This is a genomic window from Marinomonas pollencensis (assembly GCF_003387375.1).
In the GTDB taxonomy this organism is placed as follows: Bacteria; Pseudomonadota; Gammaproteobacteria; order Pseudomonadales; family Marinomonadaceae; genus Marinomonas; species Marinomonas pollencensis.
On sequence record NZ_QUNG01000016.1, the window covers coordinates 1 to 20180 of the forward strand.

Below are 20180 nucleotides of genomic sequence, written 5' to 3' on the forward strand. Positions count from 1 at the left end.
ACCGTGTGGGGCTCTTATGAAGAAACGCATGTGAGAGTAGGTCGTTATTAAGGCTCTTTTATCTAGGACAGGCATAGTTAAAATCTAGCAATCATACGCCTTACAGGCTTTTTGAGATGCAGAGATGGTCTGGGGTAGATCGGATAAGCTTGCCCTACGGATAAGCTTGCCCTACTAAACACTTTCTTTTATCTAGGACAGGCATAGTTAAAATCTAGCAATCATGCGCCTCACAGCCTTTTTAATGCACCGAGATGGTCTGGAGCTATGAGTCACTAAATACTCTCTTCTATCTAGGACAGGCATAGTTAAAATCTAGCAACGATGCTCCTTACAGGCTTTTTGAGGTGCCGAGATGGTCTGGGGTAGATCGGATAAGCTTGCCCCACTAAATACTCTCTTTTATCTAGGACAGGCATAGTTAAAATCCAGCAATGATGAGTTCTACTGTCTGATGACGTTAAATGATTGGTGGTCAGTGTTTTCCAATAATGTATATTGCGTGAATGACGCCTGGAATATAGCCGAATAACGTAAGCAGTATATTGAGCCAGAATGCACCACCAATACCGACTTGTAAAAATACGCCAATTGGCGGAAGTAAAATCGAAAATATAATTCTAATTAGATCCATGTCGTTTACTCCTTTCATTAATGCTCGCTTTTCAACGAACAGAAGATAAGAAAACTGAGAAATTATTGTCAATCGTGTTTTGTAGGCTAGTTGCTTGTTAGGAATTATGCGAGTTATAAACATAATGAAGGCGTTTATACTGTGACGGATGCTTGTGTGAGCTATTCACGTTATTAAGAATTTTTAGCTTGTGAATTTGTGCGCATCGATACTAACGGCTCTTTTTTATAAGCGTCAGGCTTTATTCCTAATTATCACAATTAATCTATTAAATATTTACCATACCTGAACACACACCCAATCGGGAATTCGCTACTATAAGCGGAAATGTTAAATAGATAGAGTTAGCTTATGCATCTACATAGTTTTTCAGAGCCTAGTAAAGGCTCTCACTTGGTCGGGGCGAAAGCTTGGAATGCATCCCGAAAAAGCCGTACAACGGGCCGTCTGCAGAGGTTAGTTAGTCGTTCGTTAGTGGCGGCTGGCGTGTTATTTAGTTTTACCGCTTGTGCAGCACAGACCTCAGTGCCTGCCGAACCAAGAGCCGGAGAGGCGTTTAACTATGCTTGGCTAAAAGGGTACGCTCGGCAGTTAGCGACTCAGACTTATCAAAGTCATAAGGGTGAGCTTCCGGCCAGTTTAAAAAGTTTGGATTGGGACGATTATCAACAAATTCATTTTGATAAAGATAAAGCGCTATGGACGGAAAGTAACACTGAGTTTCGTACCGAGTTATTTCACCTTGGTCTAGGCTTCGATACGCCAATTCACATCAATGAACTTGAAAATGGTAAATCAACTCCGGTTCCTTATTCGCCTGCTATGTTTGATTATGGTCAGTCTAAGGTTCATGGTAAAAAGCTTCCTCAAGATTTAGGTTTTGCTGGTTTTAGAATGCAGTTTGCCACAGATTGGCAGCGTGATGTGGTCGCCTTTTTAGGTGCAAGCTATTTTCGGGCGGTTGGTAGTGAAATGCAATATGGTCTTTCCGCGCGCGGGTTAGCGGTTGATACAGCATTACCTCATCCTGAAGAATTTCCGACTTTTACTAATTTCTGGTTAGAAAAGCCCAAGCCAGGGTCAGATCGAGTGACAGTTTATGCGCTCATGGACTCTCCTAGTGTATCGGGTGCATATCGTTTTGATATGACGCCAGGCGAACCCTTTAAGATGAAAGTAGATGCCGCTATTTATCCTAGAAAGGCGATAGAGCGTTTAGGTGTAGCACCAATGACCAGTATGTTTATGGCGGGTGAAAATGACCGTCGAACAGGTTACGACTGGCGTCCAGAAATTCACGATTCTGATGGTTTAGCAATGCAAACTGGTAGTGGCGAATGGATATGGCGCCCTTTAGGTAACCCTAAAAACTTACGTTTCAACGCCTATAGTGATGAAAACCCTAAAGGGTTTGGTTTGTTGCAAAGAGATCGTAAGTTTGACCATTATCAAGACGATGGGGTTTTTTACGAGAAACGTCCTAGCTTATGGATAGAGCCGCTTGGTCAGTGGGGCAAAGGTTCTGTTCAGTTGGTTGAGATTCCAACGTTGGATGAAACATTCGATAATATTGTTGCATTTTGGCATCCTGCAAAGCCCGTTCTGCCAGGCCAAGAGCTACTTTATAGCTACAACATGTATTGGGGGAGTCATCCACCAGTGCATTCTCCTCGCGCTCGAGTAGTTGATACCTTTACAGGAATTGGTGGTGTCATTGGTAAAAAGCGTCATTATTACAGTAAGCGTTTTGTCGTGGACTTTGCTGGCGGCTCTTTGGCAATGCTAGGCAGAGACACAGAAGTAAAAGCAATGATTACAACTTCGAAAGGTAAGGTAGAAATTGAATCAGCGCGACCTTTGCATTCGATCGATGGTTACCGAGTTATGTTTGATTTAGTGCCGCCGGATGCTACTTCTGACCCTATTAATATGCGAGTGTATTTAGAGGCCAATGGTCAGCCATTATCTGAAACTTGGCAATATCAATGGAATCCACCAGAAGAGAAAGATAGGGCGCTGCATAATGCAGGGCATCTAAAATAGTTCCCTTTTCACTTGCGAAGCGCTGGATTAACCTCCGGCGCTTTTTTTGTTTCAGAGACATGTTGTTAGCCAGTAAACAGCATCGGCGATAACTGGCGACCTTGTGCTGTATAAGCATTAAAGCGTTGCGCTAGCAGTGATGGAAGTTGTTCTGGTTTTATGGGGCAAAAGCCATGCTTTTGATAAAAGGGGACGAGATGAGAAAAGGCAAAACAATAGCAGGCTTTTTCTGCTAAAGCGCTTTCGATAGCGTTTAGCAAGTAGCCACCGAGCCCTTTTTCTCTATGTTGAGGCGCGGTCACCATGGCTGTTAAAAGTTGGCAATCTGAGAGTTGTTTGAGGCGGACCGCTGAAACAATATTATGGCCTTCTTTTAGTACCCATATGGGGTCGGCTTTGTTTGGTTTTCCACTTGGATAGTGCTGTTGATAGAATTTCTTTACGAGTAAGAACCAAAGGGCTGGCACGCGTTCAACGGTCAGTGTGTGAGTTTGCATTGAGTTACTTTTACTGCGGCTTAGAGAAGAAAGAATAATAGCATAGAGTTTTATTTCGGCTACTTTGGTAGGATCATAGCCATTAATGTATTCAATGAGGATGAATCATGCGACAACAAGTGGTTTTTTGGTGTCTGTGTGTGCTGATGAGCCCCATCTGGGCGGCAGAAAGTAGGGATGTTTTTCTCTCCAAGTCTGGTGAGAGTTTCTCGGCATACGAGGCGCGTGCAAACGCCTTTTTACAAACCCATAAAGAATGGGTTAAAGAGCAAGATTCAGCGCGAGAAGTGAGTGCTGTTATGCCATTTGAATTGCAGCCAGACCCTGAGGAGTGTGCGGCTTCTCCGAAAGTTGGGGTGCTGCTTTCTCATGGTTTGTCAGATTCGCCATTTTCGATGCGAGACCCTGCTAGGGCACTGCAAGCAGCTTGTTATCAGGTGCGGGTTATTTTGCTGCCAGGGCATGGTACACGCTCTTCAGATTTGCTCTTCGTTGATGAAGATGATTGGCGCGACGCCTTCCAAAGCGCTGCCGATGTCTTTAAACAAGAAGTTGATGTGCTTTATGTAGGTGGGTTCTCTACTGGTGGAGCACTTGCAGCGGAATACGCTTGGCAGAATCCTCAGTCAGTAGCAGGTGTTATCTTGTTCTCGCCTCTGTTCAAGATCAACAGCAGCATTGATTGGTTGTCGCCGATGCTGTCTTATTTCAAAGATTGGTTAGATAATTATCCTACGGATGACTTTGCTAAATATGCTTCCATCCCCGTGCCGGCTATTGCCTCGGCGTATCGTTTGGCTAAAGATGTGCGCAATAGATTGATCGATAATCCGCAAGCGATCCCGGTGTTTATGGCTCTGTCAGAAGATGATCAAACGGTAGATGCGACCGTCAGTAAGACTGTTTTTAAAAAGGCAATGGTGAGCTCAAAGAGCCAGATGCTCCTTTATAGCCGCTTACAGCCTAATGCCAACACAGATAGAGTGAGAATCTACAACACAAATTGGCCTCAACAACGGATACTAGGATTGTCCCATATGGCTATTCACGGTGATCCACAGAATACCTATTATGGTGAGCAGGGTCGCTATCGTATTTGTAGTTGGTATCTTGAAGAGCCGCTTAATTATCAGGCTTGCCGATCGGATCAAGCGAACTGGTTTGGGGAGAAATCAGAGGCTTTATTAGAAAAAAGTAAGCATGCTGCGCGAGTTTCATGGAACCCCACTTTTGATTCGCTGATGAAGCAGGTGTCTAACTTCATAGAAGCCACAGTCGATTTAGGTTGAGTAGTAGAATATAAAGGCAAAGCATTATGACGACGAATGATTCATTTGATTTGGGCTTGTTGACGCTCACTCAAGAGCAAATTGACACTTATCATGAAAAGGGAGTGTTAGTGGTCGAAGCTGCTGTGGCTGATGTTGTGTGTGAGCAACTAAAGGCAAGGATGTCGCAATTGCTCACGGAGTTTGAGCCCAGCTCTAAACGTTCTATTTTTACGACGAATGAACAGACCCGACACACTGACCAGTACTTTATGGAATCGGCGAATAAAGTGTCTTATTTTTTTGAAGAGAACGCCTTTAATGATCAAGGTGAACTAGCACAACCTTTATCATTTTCCATTAACAAAGTGGGTCATGGGTTACATACACAAGACAGGGTATTTAAAGCGTTTTCTTTATCTGCCAAATGGCGGGGTATTCTACAGCAATTGGGGATGGCAGAACCAAGAGCGGCACAATCAATGTACATCTTTAAACAACCGAGTATCGGTGGTGAGGTTAATTGTCATCAGGATAGTACCTTTCTTTATACTCGTCCTATGAGTGTGATTGGATTATGGTTTGCGCTGGAGGATGCTACGCTTGAAAATGGCTGTTTATGGGGTGTTCCTGGAGGGCACCGAGAAGGGCTTTTGAAGCGTTTTGAGCGGGTTTCTGAAAATGCATTAGAAACGAAAATGGTGACCTTGAAAGAGCATGCTTGGTCGCCAGATGAGTTGGTTGCGTTACCTGTAAAAAAAGGCTCTTTAGTCATTCTAAATGGTGAGTTTCCTCACCTTAGTTACGCAAATCGTTCGGATAAGTCGCGTCATGCCTATGCGCTTCATGCAATAGATAATCGGTGTCATTATCCGGCAGAAAATTGGTTGCAGCTTGGAGATGGGCAGCAGTTTGCTCATTTTTATAGTGCGGATGAAAGTCGCGTCGGAGTATAAGTAGATGCAAAAAATATTGTCTCTTTTAAGTGACAGTAAGTTCCATTCTGGTGAAGAGTTGGGTGAAGCCATTGGGGTGACACGTGCGGCGGTCTGGAAGAAGCTTAAAAAGTTAGAGAGCATCGGAGTGACAGTACACTCTGTTAAAGGACGCGGTTATCGTTTGCCTGCGCCATTAGAGTTGCTATCTGATTCTGCCTTATTAGCGTCTGGCTTGCAGCCTAAGGTGGCGCGCAAGGTGGTGTTTGAAACAGAGTCGACAAACAGTGATGTAAAGCAGCACATTGCAGAAGGCGGTGATTTGCCTGTATTGGTAACCGCAGAGCATCAGTTGAATGGTAAAGGGCGTCGTGGCCGACAATGGGCCTCAGGTGTGGCGAAGAATGTCACCATGTCTTTTGCCTGGCGTTTTGAAGGTGGCCCAAGTGTAATTGAAGGGTTAAGCCTTGCCGTTGGTGTTGCGGTCGCGCGTACGATCAAGAAGCTTGGCGTTCCAAACCCAGGCCTAAAGTGGCCCAATGATGTGCAAATCGATGGTCAAAAAGTGTGCGGCATTCTGCTGGAAATGGTAATTGATGAAGATGCTTGTCATGTGATTATCGGAATAGGCTTGAATGTTGAAATGGATTCAGAGTTTATGGCAGCTGTGGATCAGCCTTGGACGGATCTGGCTACGAGGCTAGGAAAAGTACCTAGTCGTAATCAAATTGTCGCTGAGTTAACGAATGAGCTGGTCGCTGTTTGCGAGTGCTTTGAAGAAGGCCATGGGATGAAGCATTATCAAGCTATATGGCAAGCGCATGATGTGTTGTTTAATCAGCCAGTTACCGTAAGTTCGGTTTCTCAGCAGCGGGTAGGTATTGCTCGCGGTATTGATGAAAGCGGGGCTTTATTGGTGGAAGAAAATGGCGTATTGGTGGCTTTGCACGGAGGAGAAGTGAGTGTCCGACGTCGTTAACGTCTTAGTGGTTGATGTGGGTAATACCAGTATTAAATATACCGCGTTTGAGGCAGGGAAAGTGCTTTGGCAGGTACGTGACGAAGCGCTTGACCAGCAAACAGCGTTTCGCCCTGATGCTGTGTATCTTGCCAGTGTCCGCTCATTAGAGGCGGGAGAGGCATTAAAGAACCAGCTGCAGGCTCGCTATTCTGATTGTGCTTGGGTTGATATTCACAGTAGCGCTGAAGCTTGTGGTGTGCGCAATGCGTATCAAGAGCCGCAGCGATTAGGTGTGGATCGCTGGTTAGCAGTGGTTGCTAGTTATCAGTTGTTTGGTGGTGATGTGGTTGTGGTAGATGCAGGCACCGCGATCAAGGTGGATATGGTGGATAGCTCTGGTTTGCATTTGGGTGGCTATATCACGCCGGGGTTGGCAATGATGGAAGACGCATTGCTTTCGAAAACAGCACGTATACGTTATACGGCAGAAGAAAAAGTGCAAGCCAATGGGCTTCCTAACTCGACTGCTAGGGCAGTGACGGAAGGGTGTTACGAAATGGCGCTAGGCTTTCTTGAGCGCGTCCACAAAGAATATAAACACTTTACATGGGTTGTGACGGGGGGAGATGCTAAAACCCTGTTAAAAGCATTAGGTGTTGATATGAAGCAGGAGCTGAATTTGGTTGCAATAGGAGCGAAACTAGTGGGCGATGAATATTTAAGGACACGCGTGTGAAGTGGCTTTTTTATGTGTTTGTATTGGCTAATGCGGCGGCCTTGAGTTGGAACAGCTTGGTTCAGGATAATAGGGTTGCCCCAAAAGAATCCGTTTATGCGCCACCCGTAAGTGAGAGTATTCGTTTACTGTCTGAGCCACAGAGTGACGATGACATCAAGGCGGAAAAGAGCCAAGCCGAAAAAATCGAAGACGCCTTAAATCAAGCCGTCGCTTCTTCGGTTGGGTCAAATGGCGAGTCGACTGCAGAGTTTTGTCCTCGCATTGAAACAGAGAAAAGTGGCGACGAAGCTCAGGTAGTGAAGGCGTTAAAGGCGTTTGGATGGGAGTATAGTGAGCAGGAAACGGTTGGTAAAAGGCCAAAATACTGGCTATATATTGATGCGCCAGAAACCAAGCAGCGCGCGACTGAGATCGTCAAAGACTTGGCAGCCAAGTCGATAGACAGTTTTATCATTACCCGTGAGGAGATGAAAAACCGAATTTCTTTGGGGTTGTATTCTGCGCAAGGTAGGGCGCTACAGGCGCGTGAAAGGATTCAGAAGCTGTCCGGCTATCAAGTAAATATCTATGATCATATGCGCAGCGTATCGCTGCATCAGATCACGCTAAAGCAACCTATCAAGGAGGCAGACTTAGAAGCTTTCCTTGCGCAGTTCGATTTAACCAAGATGATGATAAAATTAGAAAAAAATCCATGTTAGTGCTTGCAATTAGAAATGTGATTCATATAATGGCTCCCACCTTTTGGGGTGTTGCGTAAGTAGCAGTGAGTACGTGGAGGGGTTCCCGAGTGGCCAAAGGGAGCAGATTGTAAATCTGCCACGAAAGTTTCGGTGGTTCGAATCCACCTCCCTCCACCATTTGCGGGTATGGTATAGTGGCTATTACCTCAGCCTTCCAAGCTGAAGAGGCGGGTTCGATTCCCGCTACCCGCTCCAAGCTCATGTAGCTCAGTTGGTAGAGCACACCCTTGGTAAGGGTGAGGTCGGCAGTTCAAATCTGCTCATGAGCTCCAGCATTTTCAATGCAAAGATAGGTGGATCATCCGCCTTTTTTATTGTCTGTTTTTTGGGCGAATACCCTTGCTAGTTTTTGCAAAGACGGGTATCATCCTCCGCCCATACGATTGTAGGCCAATAGTTCAATTGGTAGAGCACCGGTTTCCAAAACCGGCTGTTGGGGGTTCGAGTCCCTCTTGGCCTGCCATTTTTCGTATCCTATTTCTTAGTTAGGGATTACCTGAAAGTATGAGATCGAGTACTGAAGCTCAAGCGTCTCGCGGAGACGTATTTAAGTGGGCGATTGTTATTTTGCTGGTTGCGGTTGGCGTTGTCGGTAATAACTATTTTTCTGCTGAGTCACTATTGTATCGCTTGATCGCTATTCTGGTTTTGGCTGGTGTTGCTGGTTTTGTTGCGCTGCAAACTGCGAAGGGTAAGGCTTTCTTTACATTGGCTAAAGAAGCGAAAACCGAAATTCGTCGTGTTGTATGGCCTACAAGGCAGGAAACAGTACAGACAACCTTAATCGTGTTGGCGGTTGTTATTTTTATGTCTCTCGTACTATGGGGGGTAGATTCGCTCCTTGGTTGGATCGTTTCTTCGGTAATAGGTTAGGAGTTGCTCGTGACGAAACGATGGTATGTAGTACAAGCGTACTCAGGGTACGAAAAGCACGTGATGCGCTCGTTGAACGAACGTGTGCAGATCATGGGGCAAGAAGATAATTTTGGTGACATTTTGGTTCCAACCGAAGAAGTGGTTGAGATTCGAGATGGTAAAAAGCGCAAGAGTGAGAGAAAATTCTATCCTGGCTATGTATTAGTCCAAATGGATATGAATGACGACTCTTGGCACTTGGTTAAAGGTACGTCGCGTGTATTGGGCTTTATTGGCGGTACAGCGGACAAACCTTCTCCAATCACAGATCGTGAGGCAGATGCTATTCTGCAGCGAGTAAATGATGGTGTTGACAAGCCACGTCCTAAGACTTTGTTTGAGGTTGGTGAGGTGGTTCGAGTTAACGAAGGTCCATTTGCAGACTTTAACGGTGTCGTTGAAGAAGTGGATTACGATAAAAGCCGAATCAAGGTGGCGGTGCTTATTTTTGGGCGCTCTACACCGGTTGATTTGGAATTTAGTCAGGTTGAAAAAGCCTGATTTTGTTGAACGGGTAGCCTTCGGGCAGTGACCCATCTGGAGTTATAAAATGGCTAAGAAAGTCCAAGCTTATATCAAGCTTCAAGTTAAAGCGGGTCAAGCGAACCCAAGTCCACCAGTTGGTCCAGCACTTGGTCAGCACGGTGTGAACATCATGGAATTCTGTAAAGCGTTTAATGCCAAAACTCAAGGCGTTGAACCTGGTCTTCCAACACCAGTTATCATCACTGTATACAGTGACCGTAGCTTCACATTTGAAACGAAATCTACTCCAGCTTCTGTTCTTCTTAAGAAAGCAGCAGGCCTTAAGAGTGGTTCACCACGTCCAAACACTCAAAAAGTAGGTACGGTTACTCGTGCTCAACTTGAAGAGATCGTTGAAGCGAAGAAAGCTGACTTGACTGCAGCTGATATGGATGCGGCGGTTCGTACTATCGCTGGTAGCGCACGCGCTATGGGTCTAGATGTTGAGGGTGTGAACTAATGGCTAAGCTAACTAAACGCGCTCGCTTGATCGCAGAAAAAGTAGAAGCAACTAAGTTGTACTCTGTTGAAGAGGCTGTTGCTCTTTTGTCTGAGCTTTCTACTGTTAAGTTCAAAGAATCTATCGACGTATCTGTTAACCTAGGTGTTGACCCACGTAAATCTGATCAGGTTGTTCGTGGTTCTACTGTATTGCCTCACGGTACAGGTAAAGACGTTCGTGTTGCTGTATTTGCTCAAGGCGCTAACGCCGAAGCAGCAACAGCAGCAGGCGCTGACGTTGTAGGTTTTGACGACTTGGCTGAGCAAGTTAAAGCCGGCAACCTAGATTTTGACGTTGTTATTGCTTCTCCAGACGCAATGCGCATCGTTGGTCAACTTGGTCAGATCTTAGGCCCACGTGGTCTAATGCCTAACCCTAAAGTTGGCACAGTAACGCCAGACGTTGCAACTGCAGTTAAAAATGCAAAAGCAGGTCAGGCTCGTTACCGTACAGATAAAAACGGCATCATTCACGCTGGCATCGGTTCTATCGATTTTGCTGCTGAATCTGTCCGAGGCAACTTGGAAGCGCTTCTTACCGACCTACGTCGTGCTAAGCCTGCGTCTTCTAAAGGTGTTTTCATGAAAAAAGTAGTCTTGTCTTCTACAATGGGACCTGGCTTACAAATTGATTTAGGTGCTCTTACTTCTGTGAAGTAAGCATTTAAATCATGCGCTTTGGGGTCTGCCTTCATTAAGTTGAGGTGCAGGCCGTCAAAGACCGCAGGAACCTTCGGGTTTAATAACAACGTTGAAAAATGTTTGTCCTGCGCAGATGGTGTGGCCCGATTCAGATTTACTGGATCTAACTCACCAGCAAGTACTTCGAGCAATCGGAGAGTTGGTAAAAAATAGGGGAATTTATTCCCTGCTAATCCAGGAGAAAACCAGTGGCATTAGGTCTAGAAGACAAAAAAGCCATTGTCGCCGAAGTTAGCGAAGCTGCTAAAACTGCATTGTCTGCAGTAGTTGCTGATTCTCGCGGTGTTACCGTGGGCAATATGACAGCACTACGTAAAGAAGCGCGTGAAGCAGGTGTTTATGTACGTGTAGTACGTAACACTTTGGCTCGCCGTGCAGTTGAAGGCACTGACTTCGAATGTCTAGCTGAGAGCTTTGTTGGTCCTACGTTGATCGCTTTCTCTAACGAACACCCAGGTGCGGCTGCTCGTTTGTTGAAAACGTTCGCGAAAGCGAATGACAAGTTTGAAGTAAAGGCGTTGGCGTTCAACGGTGAGTTGATCCCAGCTGGCGACATTGATCGATTGGCAACACTGCCTACATACGACGAAGCTATTGCGAAACTGATGAGTGTTATTCAGGGCGCAACAAGCAAACTTGCTCGTACTCTTGCAGCGGTTCGCGATCAAAAAGAGCAAGAAGCAGCGTAATACGGTTTACCGTAACCCTTCTTGATAAATATTTTGTTTTATCACCTACGGGTGATTTTAAAAGAATGCTAGGAATCTGAGTCATGGCTCTAACTAAAGAAGATATCATCAATGCAGTAGCAGAAATGTCTGTGATGGACGTTGTTGAACTAATTTCAGCAATGGAAGAAAAATTTGGCGTAACAGCAGCTGTTGCTGCTGCTGCTGGCCCAGCTGCTGATGCTGGCGCTGCTGCTGAAGCACAAACTGAATTTGACGTTGTTCTTACTGCTGCAGGCGATAAGAAAGTTAACGTAATCAAAGCAGTTCGTGCAGCAACTGGTCTTGGCTTGAAAGAAGCTAAAGGCATGGTTGACGGCGCTCCAGCGACTGTTAAAGAAGGCGTTTCTAAAGAAGACGCTGACGCACTTAAAGCGGCTCTTGAAGAAGCTGGTGCATCTGTCGAAATCAAGTAATGATACTTGTATTTCCAGATTTCGACCTATAAGTCGAAATGGCTGGTGACATTTTGTCACCGGCCTTTTTGGGTTTCTAGAAACTCAAATAAAACCTAAAAGAATTTTCAAGTGGGAGATAATGCTCCCATATATGGTAAGGCCTGATTTGGGCCTTTTGCGTCAATGTGCACAAGCTGGGGAATGCTGATGGCTTACTCATATACTGAGAAAAAACGTATCCGTAAGGATTTCGGTAAACTGCCGCCCGTTTTGGATGTGCCATACTTGCTGGCAATACAGCTTGAGTCCTACCGTAATTTTCTGCAAGAAGGCAAAAGCCTTGCAGAGCGTGGGGAATTAGGTCTGCATGGGGCCTTTAAATCTGTCTTTCCAATGGTCAGCTTTTCCGGCAATGCGGCGCTAGAATACGTCGATTACCGTTTAGGCAAACCTGTGTTTGATGTGAAAGAGTGTCAGCTGCGTGGTGTTACTTACGCTGCTCCTCTACGCGTTCGAGTTCGACTCATCATCTATGATAAAGAGTCCTCTAACAAGGCCATCAAAGACATCCGCGAGCAAGAAGTCTACATGGGTGAAATTCCACTCATGACAGAAAATGGTACGTTTGTAATCAACGGTACAGAACGTGTTATCGTTTCTCAATTGCACCGTTCACCTGGTGTGTTTTTTGACCACGACCGTGGTAAAACTCACTCATCAGGCAAATTGCTACATTCTGCTCGTGTAATTCCTTACCGCGGTTCTTGGTTGGACTTCGAGTTTGATCCAAAAGACTGCGTTTTCGTTCGTATTGACCGTCGTCGTAAGTTACCAGTAACTATTTTACTGCGTGCTTTGGGTTACGGAACGGAACAGATCCTTGAAACTTTCTTCGAAACAACTCGTTTCTACTTAACCCGTGATGGTTTTGAAATGGAGTTGGTGGCGAATCGTCTTCGTGGCGAAACGGCATTGTTTGATATCGCTGATGCGAATGGCGAAATCATCGTTGAAGAAAGTCGTCGTATTACGGCTAAGCACATTCGCGTTATGGAAAAAGCGGGTCTTGACCGCTTGTCTGTACCGCTAGAGTACATGCTTGGCAAAGTAACGGCGAAAAACCTTGTTCACCCTGCTACCGGTGAACTGATTGCGGAAGCGAATACAGAGCTTTCTGTTGAATTGTTAGAAGCTTTGGTTTCTGCGGGTATTTCAGAAATTGATACTCTGTACACAAATGATTTGGACAATGGTCCATTCATTTCTGACACGCTACGCATCGATCCAACAAACAACCAGCTAGAAGCATTGGTAGAAATCTACCGTATGATGCGTCCTGGCGAGCCACCAACCAAAGAATCTGCCGAAGGCTTATTCCAAGGTTTGTTCTTCACTGAAGATCGCTATGACTTGTCTGGCGTTGGTCGTATGAAGTTTAACCGTCGCTTAGGCCGTGACGAAGATACAGGTCCTGGTATTTTGGACAACGACGATATCGTTGCTGTTCTTAAGACCTTGCTTGATATCCGTAACGGTAATGGCATGGTAGATGACATCGATCACCTGGGTAACCGTCGTGTTCGTTCTGTTGGTGAAATGGCTGAAAACCAATTCCGTGTTGGTTTGGTTCGTGTTGAACGTGCTGTTAAAGAGCGTCTGTCAATGGCAGAAGCGGACGGCCTAATGCCACAAGATCTATTGAATGCGAAGCCTGTGGCTGCCGCTATCAAAGAGTTCTTTGGTTCTAGCCAATTGTCTCAGTTCATGGACCAAAACAACCCGCTTTCGGAAGTAACTCATAAGCGTCGTGTTTCTGCATTAGGGCCTGGTGGTCTGACGCGTGAACGTGCAGGCTTTGAGGTTCGAGATGTACACGCCACTCACTATGGTCGTGTTTGTCCAATCGAAACGCCGGAAGGTCCAAACATCGGTTTGATCAACTCTCTATCTACTTACGCGCGTACCAATAGCTATGGCTTCTTGGAAACGCCTTACCGTAAGATTGTAGATGGTAAGATGACTGACGAAACGGTTTACGTTTCTGCGATCGATGAAGCGAAATATGTTATTGCCCAAGCATCTGCAAATGTGGATGAAGAAGGGCGTTTGGTTGATGAGTTGGTTCAGGTGCGTCATATGCATGAAACCACTTTGATTCCAAAAGAGAAAGTAAACTTGATGGATGTTTCTCCTCGTCAGGTTGTTTCTGTGGCGGCGTCCTTGATTCCGTTCCTTGAGCACGATGATGCCAACCGTGCCTTGATGGGATCGAACATGCAACGTCAAGCCGTACCAACGCTTAAGGCTGATAAGCCAGTTGTCGGTACTGGTATGGAGAAGAACGTAGCAAAAGACTCAGGTGTTTGTATTGTTGCCCGTCGTGGTGGTGAGATTGAGTCTGTTGATGCGAGTCGCATCGTTGTTCGCGTGAACTCTGAAGAAACGCTAGCGGGTGAAGCCGGTGTTGATATCTACAACCTGACTAAATACGTTCGTTCTAACCAAAATACCTGTATCAATCAGCGTACCTTGGTAATGAAGGGCGAAAAAGTAGCGTCTGGCGATATCATGGCTGACGGTCCTTCTGTTGATATGGGTGATTTGGCGCTTGGCCAAAACATGCGTATTGCTTTCATGCCTTGGAACGGTTTCAACTTCGAGGATTCCATCCTTGTTTCTGAGCGTGTGGTTGAAGAAGATCGATTCACATCGATTCACATTCAAGAGCTAACTTGTGTGGCTCGTGATACTAAGCTTGGGCCTGAAGAAATTACCTCTGACATCCCGAATGTGGGTGAAGGTGCGCTTTCTAAGCTAGATCAATCAGGTATCGTTTACATCGGTGCAGAAGTTGAGCCTGGCGATATTCTTGTTGGTAAAGTGACACCGAAGGGTGAAACTCAGCTAACGCCTGAAGAGAAGCTTTTGCGAGCTATCTTTGGTGAGAAAGCCTCTGACGTGAAAGACACGTCTCAGCGCGTTAAGACAGGTACACGCGGTACAGTTATCGATGTGCAAGTCTTTACTCGTGACGGTATTGAAAAAGATGAACGTGCTAAGTCCATCGAGAAAGCACAGCTTGATCAAGTTCGTAAAGACTTGAACGAAGAGTTCCGTATTGTTGAGAAAGCCACGTTTGAGCGTCTAGCTGAAACATTGGTTGGCTTGTCAGCGGAAGGTGGTCCTGGATTAGCTCGAAATGCGATCATCACAGAAGAGTACTTGGCAAATCTTGATCACCCTGAGTGGTTTAAGATTCGCGTAGCGAACGAAGAAGGCAGCGAGCAGCTTGAAAAAGCGCAAGCCGCTTTGGTTGAACGCCGTAAAGAACTTGATGCCAAATTCGAAGATAAGAAACGCAAGCTACAGACAGGTGATGATTTAGCACCTGGCGTTCTTAAAATCGTTAAGGTCTATGTTGCTATCAAACGTCGTATCCAGCCAGGTGATAAAATGGCCGGTCGTCATGGTAACAAGGGTGTAATCTCTAAGATCATGCCAGTTGAAGACATGCCATACGATGAAAATGGTGATCCAGTAGACATCGTATTGAACCCGCTAGGTGTTCCATCGCGTATGAACGTCGGTCAGGTTTTGGAGACTCACTTAGGTGCAGCTTCTAAAGGCTTGGGCCGTAAGATCAACGAGATGTTGGCTGTAGAGCGTGAAAAAGCAGAAGCGGTTGCTGAGTTGCGTAGTTTCTTAGATGAAATCTACAATGGCTATGAAGGCGACTTGCGTTGTGCTCGTACGGAAGATCTAGACAGCTTCACAGACGAAGAAATTCTAACTTTGGCACAAAACCTTAAAGGTGGTGTTCCAATGGCGTCTGGTGCCTTTGACGGTGCGAAAGAAGCAGAAATCAAACGTATGTTGCGCTTAGCTGGTATTAACGAAAGTGGCCAAGTTAAGTTGTTTAATGGCCGTACTGGTGATGCTTTCGAGCGTCCTGTAACGGTTGGTTACATGTACATGCTTAAGTTGAACCACTTGGTTGACGATAAGATGCACGCACGTTCTACCGGTTCTTACAGCCTAGTTACTCAGCAGCCGCTGGGTGGTAAAGCTCAGTTCGGTGGTCAGCGTTTCGGGGAAATGGAAGTATGGGCACTAGAAGCATACGGTGCCGCTTACACGCTTCAAGAAATGCTAACTGTTAAGTCGGATGACGTGAATGGCCGTACGAAGATGTATAAAAACATCGTCGATGGTGACCATCGCATGGAACCTGGCATGCCTGAGTCCTTCAACGTGTTGGTGAAAGAGATTCGTTCTCTTGGTATCGATATCGAGCTGGAAACCGAATAAGCACGAATCACATTTGACCTGCTGGGGAGCAAGACTCCCCGGCCTTACGAGTGGGGCGAATATCCATGAAAGACTTATTAGGTCTTCTAAAATCACAGGGACAATCTGACGAGTTTGATGCTATCCGCATTGGCTTGGCATCACCAGATATGATTCGTTCATGGTCTTACGGTGAAGTAAAGAAGCCTGAGACTATTAACTACCGTACGTTCAAACCAGAACGTGACGGTTTGTTCTGTGCAAAAATCTTTGGTCCTATTAAGGACTACGAATGTTTGTGTGGTAAATACAAGCGTTTGAAACACCGTGGTGTTATTTGTGAGAAGTGTGGCGTTGAAGTTGCTCTGTCTAAAGTGCGTCGTGAACGCATGGGGCACATTGAGCTAGCATCACCGGTTGCTCACATTTGGTTCTTAAAATCTCTACCGTCTCGTATCGGTCTTATCCTTGATATGACATTGCGTGACATTGAGCGTGTTTTGTATTTCGAATCTTTCATTGTGATCGATCCGGGTATGACAACGCTTGATAAAGGCCAGTTGCTAAATGACGAACAGTATTTTGAAGCGCTAGAAGAATTCGGTGACGAATTTGATGCCCGTATGGGTGCGGAAGCGGTTCAAATGTTGCTTCGCGATTTGGAAATGCCTGAAGAAATCAATCGCATGCGCGAAGAGCTAAACAGCACGAACTCTGAAACTCGTATTAAGAAGCTTTCTAAGCGCCTTAAGCTAGTTGAAGCTTTCTATCATTCTGGTAACAACCCAGAGTGGATGGTGCTTGAAGTATTGCCTGTTCTTCCGCCTGATCTACGTCCATTGGTACCACTTGAAGGTGGCCGTTTTGCGACGTCTGATTTGAACGACCTTTACCGTCGTGTGATTAACCGTAACAACCGCCTAAAACGCCTGTTAGAGCTTTCTGCTCCAGACATCATCGTACGTAACGAAAAACGTATGTTGCAAGAGTCTGTTGATGCATTGCTTGATAACGGTCGTCGTGGTCGTGCGATTACTGGTTCTAACAAACGTCCTCTTAAATCTTTGGCCGATATGATCAAAGGTAAGCAAGGACGTTTCCGTCAGAACTTGCTAGGTAAGCGTGTTGACTACTCTGGTCGTTCGGTAATCACAGTAGGTCCATCACTGCGTCTACACCAGTGTGGTCTACCTAAGAAAATGGCACTTGAGCTATTCAAGCCATTCATTTTCTCCAAACTTGAGCTTCGTGGCATGGCGACGACGATCAAAGCAGCGAAGAAAATGGTTGAGCGTGAAACGCCTGAAGTGTGGGATATCCTTGATGAGGTTATCCGCGAACATCCAGTGATGTTGAACCGTGCGCCAACACTTCACCGTTTGGGTATCCAAGCGTTTGAACCTATGTTGATCGAAGGTAAAGCGATTCAGTTGCACCCATTAGTGTGTGCGGCTTACAACGCCGACTTTGATGGTGACCAAATGGCGGTTCACGTTCCATTGACTCTTGAGGCGCAGCTTGAAGCCCGTGCTTTGATGATGTCTACGAACAACATCCTATCGCCAGCAAACGGCGAGCCGATCATCGTACCTTCTCAGGACGTTGTATTGGGTCTGTACTACATGACTCGTGAGAAAATCAATGCCAAGGGTGAAGGCATGGCGTTTTCTGACATCAAAGAAGTACACCGTGCGTATGGCGCTAAACAAGTTGAATTGCATGCCAAAGTAAAAGTACGCGTTAGCCAAGTCGATACGACATTGGATGGCGATAAAGTACCATCTACTTTCATTGCTGACACTACTGTTGGTCGTGCCTTGTTGTTTGATATCGTGCCTGATGGCCTACCATTCTCCGTGGTTAACCAAACCATGAAGAAGAAGGCAATCTCGAACCTAATCAATGAATGTTACCGTAAAGTAGGCTTGAAAGAGAGCTGTATCTTTGCTGACCAATTGATGTACACAGGTTTCGCATATGCGACAGCCTCTGGTTCTTCTGTTGGTGTTGATGACTTTGTTATCCCACCAGAGAAAGCGGATATCATTGCCAAAGCCGAAGCGGAAGTTAAAGAGATCGAGTACCAGTATGCGGATGGTCTTGTAACACAAGGCGAGAAGTACAACAAAGTAATCGATTTATGGTCTCGTACTAACGAAACCGTAACTGAAGCTATGATGAAAAACTTGGCAAAAGAGACCACTGTCAATAAAGCGGGTGAAACGGTTGAGCAACAATCTTTCAACTCGGTTTATATGATGGCCGACTCTGGTGCCCGTGGTAGTGTTGCTCAGATGCGTCAGTTGGGCGGTATGCGTGGTTTGATGGCGAAACCGGATGGTTCCATCATCGAAACACCGATCACTGCGAACTTCCGTGAAGGTCTATCAGTACTTCAGTACTTTACCTCCACTCACGGTGCTCGTAAGGGTCTAGCCGATACGGCATTGAAGACAGCAAACTCCGGTTACTTGACGCGTCGTCTAGTAGACGTAGCACAAGATTTGGTTATCACTGAAGTAGATTGTGGTTCTACCAACGGTATTTCCGTTGCGGCCATGATTGAAGGTGGTGACGTTGTTGTACCACTAGGTCATCGTGTATTGGGTCGTGTTGTTGCTCAAGACGTGATGGACGCTAAAGGCAATGAAGTGCTTCCAGCAGGTACTTTGATCGACGAGCATAACGTTCGTACTATCGAAGCGGCTGGTGTGGATGAAATGCTTATTCGCTCTGTAATCACTTGTGATACTCGTCATGGGGTATGTGCTAAGTGTTACGGTCGTGATTTGGCGCGTGGACATCAAGTTAATATTGGTGAAGCGATCGGTGTTGTGGCAGCACAATCCATCGGTGAGCCTGGTACACAGTTGACGATGCGTACTTTCCACATCGGTGGTGCGGCATCTCGAGCTTCTGCAGTCGACAGTGTACAAGTTAAGAGTGCGGGTACGGTTCGCTTCAATAAGATGAAGAGTATCGAACGTGACACTGGTCACTTGGTTGTGGCTTCTCGTTCCTCTGAATTGGCAATTGCTGATGAAGCAGGTCGTGAGAAAGAGCGTTACAAACTTCCTTACGGTGCTGTTCTTAGCGTACGTGAAGGTGATGAGGTTACTGCTGGCCAGATCGTGGCTAACTGGGATCCGCATACACACCCAATCGTATCTGAGATGGAAGGCCGTCTAGAATTCAGTGGTATGGAAGAAAACGTTACTATTCGTCGCCAATCTGACGAAATGACGGGTTTGACTACTATTGAAGTCATGGAAATTCGTGACCGTCCGTCCGCAGGTAAAGATTTGCGTCCTATGATCGCTGTTGTTGATGCTGAAGGTAATCCAGTATTAATTCCAGGAACGGATTCTCCAGTGCAATACATGTTGCCTGAGAAAGCGTTGTTGAGCCTTGATCATGGCGCGACAGTAAAATCTGGTGAAGTGTTGGCTCGTATTCCTCAGGAATCACAAGGTAACAAAGATATCACCGGTGGTTTGCCACGAGTGGCAGACTTATTCGAAGCGCGTCGTCCGAAAGATCCTGCTGTTATGGCAGAAGCAACGGGTGTGGTTAGCTTCGGTAAAGAAACAAAAGGTAAGATCCGTTTGGTTGTTACACCACAAGATGGTAGTGACCCAATCGAGACATTGATTCCTAAATGGCGTCAAATCAACATCTTTGATGGTGAAGAAGTGGAAAAAGGCGAAATCATCGCCGACGGTCCTCTAAGCCCTCATGATATCTTGCGCTTGAAAGGTGTAGAGGCTTTAGCTGACTACATCACAAATGAAGTACAAGAAGTTTACCGCTTACAGGGCGTTGTGATAAACGATAAGCACATTGAAGTTATCGTTCGTCAGATGCTACGTAAAGTAGATGTTGGTGAGTCTGGTGATACAGATCTTATCCAAGGTGACCAAGTTGAATTAACTCAACTTCTTGATGCAAACGAGAAAGCAGAAGCAGAAGGTAAATTTACTGCCAAGTTTGAACGTGTGCTTCTAGGTATCACCAAAGCTTCTTTGGCTACTGAGTCCTTTATATCGGCAGCATCCTTCCAAGAGACAACTCGAGTCTTAACCGAAGGTGCGGTAACTGGTAAGAAAGATCACTTACGTGGCTTGAAGGAAAACGTTGTAGTAGGTCGTCTGATTCCAGCTGGTACTGGTTTGGCTTACCACAATGAGCGTAAGCGTAAAAAAGAGCTTGCGCTAGCAGCGAAGGAAGGAAGTGCCTCAATTAGTGCCTCTGATGTAGAAGAAGCACTAAGCGCAGCACTGAAAGACTAGTTATTCGCTGCTAAA

Annotated in this window: 16 protein-coding genes and 4 tRNA genes; 18 read left to right on the top strand and 2 right to left on the bottom strand. The window is 45.8% G+C overall.

Annotation, left to right across the window (positions count from 1 at the left end; all coding sequences use genetic code 11):
* Positions 1-475 precede the first annotated feature (475 nt).
* Complete coding sequence (locus DFP81_RS16130) at positions 476-634, bottom strand: YqaE/Pmp3 family membrane protein (RefSeq protein WP_115898932.1); 159 nt, start codon at positions 632-634, stop codon at positions 476-478.
* Between the two features lie 351 nt (positions 635-985).
* Between DFP81_RS16130 and DFP81_RS16135 the strand changes: the two genes are divergently transcribed.
* The gene (locus DFP81_RS16135; protein WP_115898933.1) at positions 986-2677 is read left to right on the top strand and encodes an OpgD/OpgG family glucan biosynthesis protein; all 1692 of its coding nucleotides are present in this window, start codon (positions 986-988) and stop codon (positions 2675-2677) included.
* A gap of 65 nt (positions 2678-2742) precedes the next feature.
* Here the strand turns inward: DFP81_RS16135 and DFP81_RS16140 are convergent, their stop codons facing one another.
* On the bottom strand, positions 2743-3174 hold the full coding sequence (locus DFP81_RS16140; protein WP_115898934.1) for a GNAT family N-acetyltransferase: 432 nt from the start codon (positions 3172-3174) through the stop codon (positions 2743-2745).
* A gap of 107 nt (positions 3175-3281) precedes the next feature.
* Between DFP81_RS16140 and DFP81_RS16145 the strand changes: the two genes are divergently transcribed.
* The 17 genes from DFP81_RS16145 to rpoC all read left to right on the top strand — a co-directional run bounded on the left by DFP81_RS16145 (position 3282) and on the right by rpoC (position 20165).
* Complete coding sequence (locus tag DFP81_RS16145) at positions 3282-4463, top strand: alpha/beta hydrolase (protein WP_115898935.1); 1182 nt, start codon at positions 3282-3284, stop codon at positions 4461-4463.
* 26 nt (positions 4464-4489) lie between these two features.
* Entirely contained in the window at positions 4490-5398 is a 909-nt protein-coding gene (locus DFP81_RS16150; RefSeq protein ID WP_115898936.1) for a phytanoyl-CoA dioxygenase family protein, read from the top strand.
* 4 nt (positions 5399-5402) lie between these two features.
* Complete coding sequence (locus DFP81_RS16155; RefSeq protein WP_115898937.1) at positions 5403-6356, top strand: biotin--[acetyl-CoA-carboxylase] ligase; 954 nt, start codon at positions 5403-5405, stop codon at positions 6354-6356.
* Positions 6340-7074: a type III pantothenate kinase gene (locus tag DFP81_RS16160; protein WP_115898938.1), complete on the top strand. Its 735-nt coding sequence runs from the start codon at positions 6340-6342 to the stop codon at positions 7072-7074. Before DFP81_RS16155 ends, DFP81_RS16160 begins: the two co-directional genes overlap by 17 nt.
* On the top strand, positions 7071-7778 hold the full coding sequence (locus DFP81_RS16165) for an SPOR domain-containing protein (protein WP_115898939.1): 708 nt from the start codon (positions 7071-7073) through the stop codon (positions 7776-7778). Before DFP81_RS16160 ends, DFP81_RS16165 begins: the two co-directional genes overlap by 4 nt.
* 75 nt (positions 7779-7853) lie before the next feature.
* Positions 7854-7937: transfer RNA gene (locus DFP81_RS16170), tRNA-Tyr, on the top strand.
* Between the two features lie 3 nt (positions 7938-7940).
* Positions 7941-8015 (top strand) — tRNA-Gly (locus DFP81_RS16175).
* Position 8016: 1 nt separating this feature from the next.
* Positions 8017-8092: transfer RNA gene (locus DFP81_RS16180), tRNA-Thr, on the top strand.
* A gap of 115 nt (positions 8093-8207) precedes the next feature.
* Positions 8208-8283, top strand: a tRNA-Trp gene (locus tag DFP81_RS16185).
* 41 nt (positions 8284-8324) lie between these two features.
* A complete protein-coding gene (gene secE / locus DFP81_RS16190; RefSeq protein ID WP_115898940.1) occupies positions 8325-8693 on the top strand; it encodes a preprotein translocase subunit SecE in 369 nt (122 codons plus the stop codon).
* A gap of 9 nt (positions 8694-8702) precedes the next feature.
* Positions 8703-9236, top strand: a complete 534-nt coding sequence (nusG, locus tag DFP81_RS16195) for a transcription termination/antitermination protein NusG (RefSeq protein ID WP_115898941.1) — start codon at positions 8703-8705, stop codon at positions 9234-9236.
* A gap of 49 nt (positions 9237-9285) precedes the next feature.
* Entirely contained in the window at positions 9286-9720 is a 435-nt protein-coding gene (gene rplK, locus DFP81_RS16200; protein ID WP_115898942.1) for a 50S ribosomal protein L11, read from the top strand.
* Positions 9720-10421, top strand: a complete 702-nt coding sequence (gene rplA, locus DFP81_RS16205; RefSeq protein ID WP_115898943.1) for a 50S ribosomal protein L1 — start codon at positions 9720-9722, stop codon at positions 10419-10421. Before rplK ends, rplA begins: the two co-directional genes overlap by 1 nt.
* A gap of 230 nt (positions 10422-10651) precedes the next feature.
* Entirely contained in the window at positions 10652-11152 is a 501-nt protein-coding gene (gene rplJ / locus DFP81_RS16210; protein WP_115898944.1) for a 50S ribosomal protein L10, read from the top strand.
* Between the two features lie 83 nt (positions 11153-11235).
* Positions 11236-11607 (top strand): 50S ribosomal protein L7/L12, encoded by a 372-nt coding sequence (gene rplL, locus DFP81_RS16215; protein ID WP_115898945.1) that lies wholly within the window; start codon positions 11236-11238, stop codon positions 11605-11607.
* Positions 11608-11796: 189 nt separating this feature from the next.
* On the top strand, positions 11797-15897 hold the full coding sequence (gene rpoB, locus DFP81_RS16220) for a DNA-directed RNA polymerase subunit beta (RefSeq protein WP_115898946.1): 4101 nt from the start codon (positions 11797-11799) through the stop codon (positions 15895-15897).
* A gap of 65 nt (positions 15898-15962) precedes the next feature.
* On the top strand, positions 15963-20165 hold the full coding sequence (rpoC, locus tag DFP81_RS16225; protein ID WP_115898947.1) for a DNA-directed RNA polymerase subunit beta': 4203 nt from the start codon (positions 15963-15965) through the stop codon (positions 20163-20165).
* Positions 20166-20180: the final 15 nt, after the last annotated feature.

What these genes read in the sequence shown, in the direction of transcription:
- DFP81_RS16130 (WP_115898932.1), bottom strand. Translation starts at nt 634, where the DNA reads ATGGATCTAATTAGAATTATATTTTCGATTTTACTTCCGCCAATTGGC.
- DFP81_RS16135 (WP_115898933.1), top strand. Translation starts at nt 986, where the DNA reads ATGCATCTACATAGTTTTTCAGAGCCTAGTAAAGGCTCTCACTTGGTC.
- DFP81_RS16140 (WP_115898934.1), bottom strand. Translation starts at nt 3,174, where the DNA reads ATGCAAACTCACACACTGACCGTTGAACGCGTGCCAGCCCTTTGGTTC.
- DFP81_RS16145 (WP_115898935.1), top strand. Translation starts at nt 3,282, where the DNA reads ATGCGACAACAAGTGGTTTTTTGGTGTCTGTGTGTGCTGATGAGCCCC.
- DFP81_RS16150 (WP_115898936.1), top strand. Translation starts at nt 4,490, where the DNA reads ATGACGACGAATGATTCATTTGATTTGGGCTTGTTGACGCTCACTCAA.
- DFP81_RS16155 (WP_115898937.1), top strand. Translation starts at nt 5,403, where the DNA reads ATGCAAAAAATATTGTCTCTTTTAAGTGACAGTAAGTTCCATTCTGGT.
- secE (WP_115898940.1), top strand. Translation starts at nt 8,325, where the DNA reads ATGAGATCGAGTACTGAAGCTCAAGCGTCTCGCGGAGACGTATTTAAG.
- rplK (WP_115898942.1), top strand. Translation starts at nt 9,286, where the DNA reads ATGGCTAAGAAAGTCCAAGCTTATATCAAGCTTCAAGTTAAAGCGGGT.
- rplA (WP_115898943.1), top strand. Translation starts at nt 9,720, where the DNA reads ATGGCTAAGCTAACTAAACGCGCTCGCTTGATCGCAGAAAAAGTAGAA.
- rplL (WP_115898945.1), top strand. Translation starts at nt 11,236, where the DNA reads ATGGCTCTAACTAAAGAAGATATCATCAATGCAGTAGCAGAAATGTCT.
- rpoB (WP_115898946.1), top strand. Translation starts at nt 11,797, where the DNA reads ATGGCTTACTCATATACTGAGAAAAAACGTATCCGTAAGGATTTCGGT.
- rpoC (WP_115898947.1), top strand. Translation starts at nt 15,963, where the DNA reads ATGAAAGACTTATTAGGTCTTCTAAAATCACAGGGACAATCTGACGAG.